The 5,205-nt window shown below is 53.6% G+C and carries 6 protein-coding genes; 2 read left to right on the plus strand and 4 right to left on the minus strand.

Translation table 11 applies throughout. The features are described 5' to 3' along the window. Positions 1 to 230: 230 nt before the first annotated feature. Positions 231 to 479, minus strand: coding sequence for a hypothetical protein (locus RUE5091_RS22325; protein ID WP_207383769.1), 249 nt, complete (start codon positions 477 to 479; stop codon positions 231 to 233). A gap of 333 nt (positions 480 to 812) precedes the next feature. Then, entirely contained in the window at positions 813 to 1,496 is a 684-nt protein-coding gene (locus tag RUE5091_RS22330; RefSeq protein ID WP_058284151.1) for a DnaA N-terminal domain-containing protein, read from the minus strand. 468 nt (positions 1,497 to 1,964) lie between these two features. Here RUE5091_RS22330 and RUE5091_RS22335 point away from each other — a divergent pair, with 468 nt between their 5' ends. Together RUE5091_RS22335 and RUE5091_RS22340 are read left to right on the plus strand one after the other, a co-directional pair. Then, a complete protein-coding gene (locus RUE5091_RS22335; protein ID WP_058284152.1) occupies positions 1,965 to 3,272 on the plus strand; it encodes an AAA family ATPase in 1,308 nt (435 codons plus the stop codon). Further along, complete coding sequence (locus RUE5091_RS22340; RefSeq protein ID WP_058284153.1) at positions 3,269 to 4,375, plus strand: ParB N-terminal domain-containing protein; 1,107 nt, start codon at positions 3,269 to 3,271, stop codon at positions 4,373 to 4,375. The genes RUE5091_RS22335 and RUE5091_RS22340 overlap by 4 nt, the downstream gene beginning before the upstream one ends. 256 nt (positions 4,376 to 4,631) lie before the next feature. Here RUE5091_RS22340 and RUE5091_RS22345 read toward each other — a convergent pair whose 3' ends face one another. Next, on the minus strand, positions 4,632 to 4,880 hold the full coding sequence (locus RUE5091_RS22345) for a hypothetical protein (RefSeq protein ID WP_058284154.1): 249 nt from the start codon (positions 4,878 to 4,880) through the stop codon (positions 4,632 to 4,634). A gap of 133 nt (positions 4,881 to 5,013) precedes the next feature. Further along, a partial coding sequence (locus RUE5091_RS23465) for a hypothetical protein (protein ID WP_207383770.1) occupies positions 5,014 to 5,205 on the minus strand: 192 nt, incomplete at its 5' end.

Below are 5,205 nucleotides of genomic sequence, written 5' to 3' on the forward strand. Positions count from 1 at the left end.
GCCATTCACGCGCAAAACCCAAGAGCGTCAACAGTCAAAAGTTTGCAACAGAGCCCCTCGGTCTCTCTGATATTCTCGACACAGCCCGCAGCACCTTATAAATATCCGGCGTATCCAACTCTGATCCGCAAAAAATTCAGATTTTGACCATTACCCTGCCAGCGTCGAAAACATCCAATCCAGCACCGCATGAGGTGTATTGATCGAAATAAGCTCGGGCGTGGTGCGCGTCATATCTGTTGTATCTTTTCGTCAAACGGGTCGAACCAGCGCCCCTGAAACCACATCGACCCTTCGCTCCAAAATTTGCCGGACAGCAGTCTGTTGCCCTCGACCTGCTCAACTTCGGTAGCCGTGGAGGTTGTGCGATTGAACTCCAACGTCTCTCCGGTTTTGAAAGGTGGTCGGAATTTTGGCGTCTGTCCGCCAGAGATGTGGGTCTGCTCAACAACATCACCCTCATCGATGGAATTCCACAAGATCGCGCCTTTCTGAGACACACCGCAGAATTCATCCCAGAACCTGCGACCATAAGAATAGCGCGCATGCCCAAAGATCTGGATCGTTTTTGCCCCATCTCAATCGTGTCGCCGATCCCGAACAACAACCGTGCGTCATGCATGACACGCTGTTCCCCGGCAAGCGTGATGTGATCCCCATTCAGAAACAGCGTCGTACCGCATGAGGGGCATGTTACAACCTTGGAAGCATCTAAAATGGACCGGCACAAAGACCCACAATTGGGACAGTTGAATTCCTTCAAATCTTTAGGACTCGCAAGGCGGTGGAATTTTCAAGCTGCGATTTCTCCCCTATTCGGCGGTTTCCAAGCGCAGGTTACGCACTGTGGGATCAACGCGGCTGTAGGCTGCCAGCAACCGCACAGACAATTTCTGCGCGATGTAATCCGCCATGAACCGGGATGGAGCCATCAGTGTTACGGTCCCCCCTGCCCTGTCAGCTTCGGTCAAGTGCTGGAACCAACTGGCCCAAAGCTCAGGGTCACGCCCGTGTAAGATGGCTTGCACCTGTGTCCAAACGTCCCCCTCAACAGGGCCGGATGGTGCGGCTTTGACTGTAAAGGGAACGACGTTTGTATCCGCTTCGGGTTCATCTGACATTCTTGCCAGGAAATCAGGACCGATAATGGGCCAGATATCCGAAGTATCGAGCATCAATTGCTTTAGGTCCAACTCATACACCGCAACCCGCCCACGCACTGCAGGGCGTTTGACCGCTATCCACCCCTTTGTTCGCAGTTTGGCCATTTCACGTTTCACGGTGCGTTCATTTACTGACCAAAGGCGGGCAATTTCTTCTCGGCCCATCGACAACTCATTGTTGCGCCAATTGTATCGGGTGGTGATCAGCGCAATGATGCGCAGTACGCTGCGCTGATGATGCTTGTCACCAGACAGGGCGTGTACGGTCAAAGCCGATAGAATGTCATATTTTAAGGCGGGCGCATTTCTCCCGACCGGTTTTGCAACCTGCATTTCTGTTCTCACCGCTCAGTCTGCCTCAGACGGGTTATACCGTCACCGACGCGCTGTTTGCCAACGCTTTTCGTCTTGTTGTCCTGATTAGCGTCCAAACCGACGATTCTGTCAAGCGGAGTCTGATTTGAGGTCACCGATGGCCTCAATCGAAATCAAATTTAATAAAGAAATTAGGTGAAGTATTGGTGATGGGGGACATACAGAGTGACCCCCTAGTTTCCCTTTTTGTCCCCCTAATTGAGGTGGGATGATCCGCAACGCCCCCCTAAATCTTGGGTCTGACGCTCTGAAACCCTTGAGTTTCGAATCGCAGCCTTACCGAATCGATTCTAAGTCGGAAAGCTCCTGTTTTCTTACCCGTGGGTAAGTTTACACTCTCATCATATTTTCTTTTGCGTAAAGCGCAAATCAAGCGTAAATAGGAAAAATATATAAAATAGCGTCCCAAACGATGAGACACGAGGCATGTACACGCACGAAGACCTGAACGCATTGCGCAATCAGTCCCTTAAACTGCAGGGCTGGATTCGCCAGCAGACCTTCAGCCCAGAGATGGAAAAGACCCTTCGCCGCTTTTCAAGCTGGGAGGTGTCCGAGCTGATCTTTCGCGTCAACCAGTCCACCTTTCGCGGCAAGCTGGCAGCGGACCCGTCCCTGCCAGGTGGCGAAGTTGAACCCGATGGTCGCCAACGCTGGTTCAGCCTGGAAGAGGTGAATGAGTTGCGGCGGCGACTCAAAGTGAATCGCAAATCCCTGATGCCGCCCCGCCCCGTCGGCAAGCGGGCCATCCGCGCGGCCGTGGCCAATTTCAAGGGTGGTGCGGGCAAGTCAACCGTAGCCCTGCATCTGGCGCATGCCGCAGCGCTGGACGGGTATCGGGTGCTGGTAGTGGATTTCGATCCGCAGGCGACCCTGAGCCATTCCATGGGTCTGACAGACGTGGCCGAGGATTTCACCGTCTGGGGCATCATGGCCCGCGATCTGATCCGCGAAACCGAGCGGATGAACAACCGCCCCGCCGCCGCCGAATCCGGCACCGCCCTGCCCCGCCGCGAATTGCCGCCCGCGATCACGGATATGGGCCTGGGCGATCTGCGTATCTCGGATTTCATCAAGCAGAGCTCCTGGTCGACCATCGACGTTGTCCCCTCGTGTGCTAACGCGGCCTTCGTCGAATTTGCGTCAGCGCAGTACCGACATCTGAATCCCGAGTGGTCGTTCTTTGCAGCGGTGTCGCGGTATCTGGATCAAATCCCCGATGACGCTTACGACCTGATCTTGTTCGATTGCCCGCCCGCGATTGGGTATCAATCCATGAATGCGGTGTTTGCCGCTGATATGCTCTATGTCCCTTCTGGTCCTGGTTATTGGGAATATGACTCGACCACGTCTTTCATCGGACAATTGGCTGAGGCATTGGAGGATCTCGCCTATGGTTTCGACAAGACCTTACCCACGGGTAAGATTGGTCTGCCCAAAACCTTCTGTGAGCTGCGTTTTCTGCTGACCCGCTACGAACCGGGCAATGCTTTGCATCTGGCGATGTTTGATGCGTTCAAGAAAGTGTTCGGCGAGCATGTAGCGGAGCACCCCGTGGAAATGACACGTGCGGTCGAGCAATCCGGCCGTTTTCTAAGTTCGGTCTACGAGATGGACTACCGTGAGATGACGCGGGAAACCTGGCGGCGCGCGCGCTCGACCTTTGACAATGTATATGAAGAGTTCCGAGGTGTGATGTTGACGGCCTGGGACAAGCTGGAGGATGATACATGAGCCGTAAACGCAGAATGTTTGACATCGATATGCCAGCCATGGAGGACATCCCGGTTGGCAAGGTTCCGGACAAGGTACTTGAAAAACGCCGCGGACCGATGGCCGCTGCAATTTCTGAAAATGCCGATGCCTTGCGTGATCAACAATCGACGGAGAAAACTATCCGCGCCGAAAATGACCGGTTGGCACATGAGCTGGTCCGTCTTCGGTCTGAAGGATTGGTAACAGAGCACGTACCTCTGGCGGATGTGGTCACCGAAAAACTGACCCGCGACCGCAAGCCTGGCCCCGACCCTGAATTGGATGAGTTGAAGGACTCGATCCGCGACATCGGCCTGTCGAATCCAATCCGGCTGGAACGGCGTACTGACGGCAGATTCGAACTGATCCAGGGTATGCGACGTCTGTCTGCCTATCGCGCATTGCACGAGGAAACCGGCGATGAAGTTTTTGGCAGGATTCCAGCAGGCATTTCCGAGGGCGCCGACTTAAATGACAGCTATCGGCGCATGGTGGATGAGAACCTGATCCGCAAGGATATCTCATTCGCCGAGATGGGCGCCTTGGCCAGAGCCTATGCGGATGACGCGGCGAATGATTGTGCTGACGTGGACAAGGCTGTGGCAATTCTGTTCAAATCTGCCAGCTACACTAAGCGCAGTTATATCCGTGCCTTTGCCAGTTTGCTGATGATGCTGGACAAGGTGCTGATGCACCCCAATGAGATTCCGCGCAATCTGGGGGTTGAGCTAAAGCGGAAGTTTGACGCCAATCCCGGATTAATTCGTCAAGTTAGTACCGCAGTAATGAGCGAACCGGATCGCGATGGTCCGCGCGAAGTTGCCATTCTGCGGACTTTCACAGAGCAGGATGAAAGCTCACCTAAAAAGGCGGCAGCAGCCAGCGGGGGAAAAACGCGTCGCGCAAAAACTACATTTCAGGTGTCAGGCAGGGCAGGGGTCGCGAAATGTTCGGCGTCTAGCGGGCGGATTGAGCTGCGTTATGATTTGGACTTTACCCGGGTTGATCGGGCCAAGTTGGAACAGGCGATTGCTACTTTGATCGACAATTTGCAAGAGGAAGACGATCTTACCCACGGGTAAGATTCTGACCAAAATATTCTACCTAGATAAACGCCGGGCCTGAGTCTGGCGTTTTTTTCGGGCCATTGATGCCTATTTCCCGACGTCCGACATCGCTGACGCCCCTACGGTGTTTCTGTCCTGATCAGACACGTGCAGCGAGGTGCGGCCGCAAGCGGTCAGCACTCTTCAAGCGCTTTTTTCATTTTTTCGGATCGTCTGATCTGAGTGATAGCCCCAATATCTGTTGTGCCCCTGAGGCCAGCTGAATCAGCGATCAGATGGTGTGCTGAACAACTTTGACGCAATGCGTTGAGGCCTGGAGAAAAATGGCTTGCAAGGCGATCTGTCCTGACGATTGCAGCGCTGTCAGGTAGCCAAATCGTTTCCCTGGGGATGGATACCACTCAAGGAAACCCGGTTGAAATTTGTTCGAAAAAATTTCCCGTGCAGCAAAATTGGAACCGGCCGTCAGATCAGCCAAAAGGTTGTGTCGCAGCACTTTTTGTTGCGAGGTGTCGGGCATAAGGTCTGCCAGTGCGTCTTGATCTGCTGCAGAAAGGGCAGGGGAGGGGGGAAGATGGGGCGCAGTCGCAGTCGGGAACGTTATTCTGCGCGGCTTTCGTAACAAAATAAGTTAGGATTCTTTCTGGAGGTACTTAACGAATGAAAAATTGTTGTTGATGTAATAGGCAAAAATGCTGTTTTTTGCGCATATAAAGAACAGAAACCCACAGTGCTGAATTCTTCCAGAAAGCACAGGTGATGGTGTTTCCCGCTTTGTCGACGGCTCTGTGGCTCTGTTGCAAACTTTTGACTGTTGACGCTCTTGGGTTTTGCGCGTGAATGGC

It is taken from the genome of Ruegeria denitrificans, from assembly GCF_001458295.1.
In the GTDB taxonomy this organism is placed as follows: Bacteria; Pseudomonadota; Alphaproteobacteria; order Rhodobacterales; family Rhodobacteraceae; genus Ruegeria; species Ruegeria denitrificans.

Excerpts from the sequence above, each read along its gene's own strand:
- RUE5091_RS22330 (WP_058284151.1), bottom strand. The coding sequence starts at position 1,496 with ATGCAGGTTGCAAAACCGGTCGGGAGAAATGCGCCCGCCTTAAAATAT.
- RUE5091_RS22335 (WP_058284152.1), top strand. The coding sequence starts at position 1,965 with ATGTACACGCACGAAGACCTGAACGCATTGCGCAATCAGTCCCTTAAA.
- RUE5091_RS22340 (WP_058284153.1), top strand. The coding sequence starts at position 3,269 with ATGAGCCGTAAACGCAGAATGTTTGACATCGATATGCCAGCCATGGAG.
- RUE5091_RS22345 (WP_058284154.1), bottom strand. The coding sequence starts at position 4,880 with ATGCCCGACACCTCGCAACAAAAAGTGCTGCGACACAACCTTTTGGCT.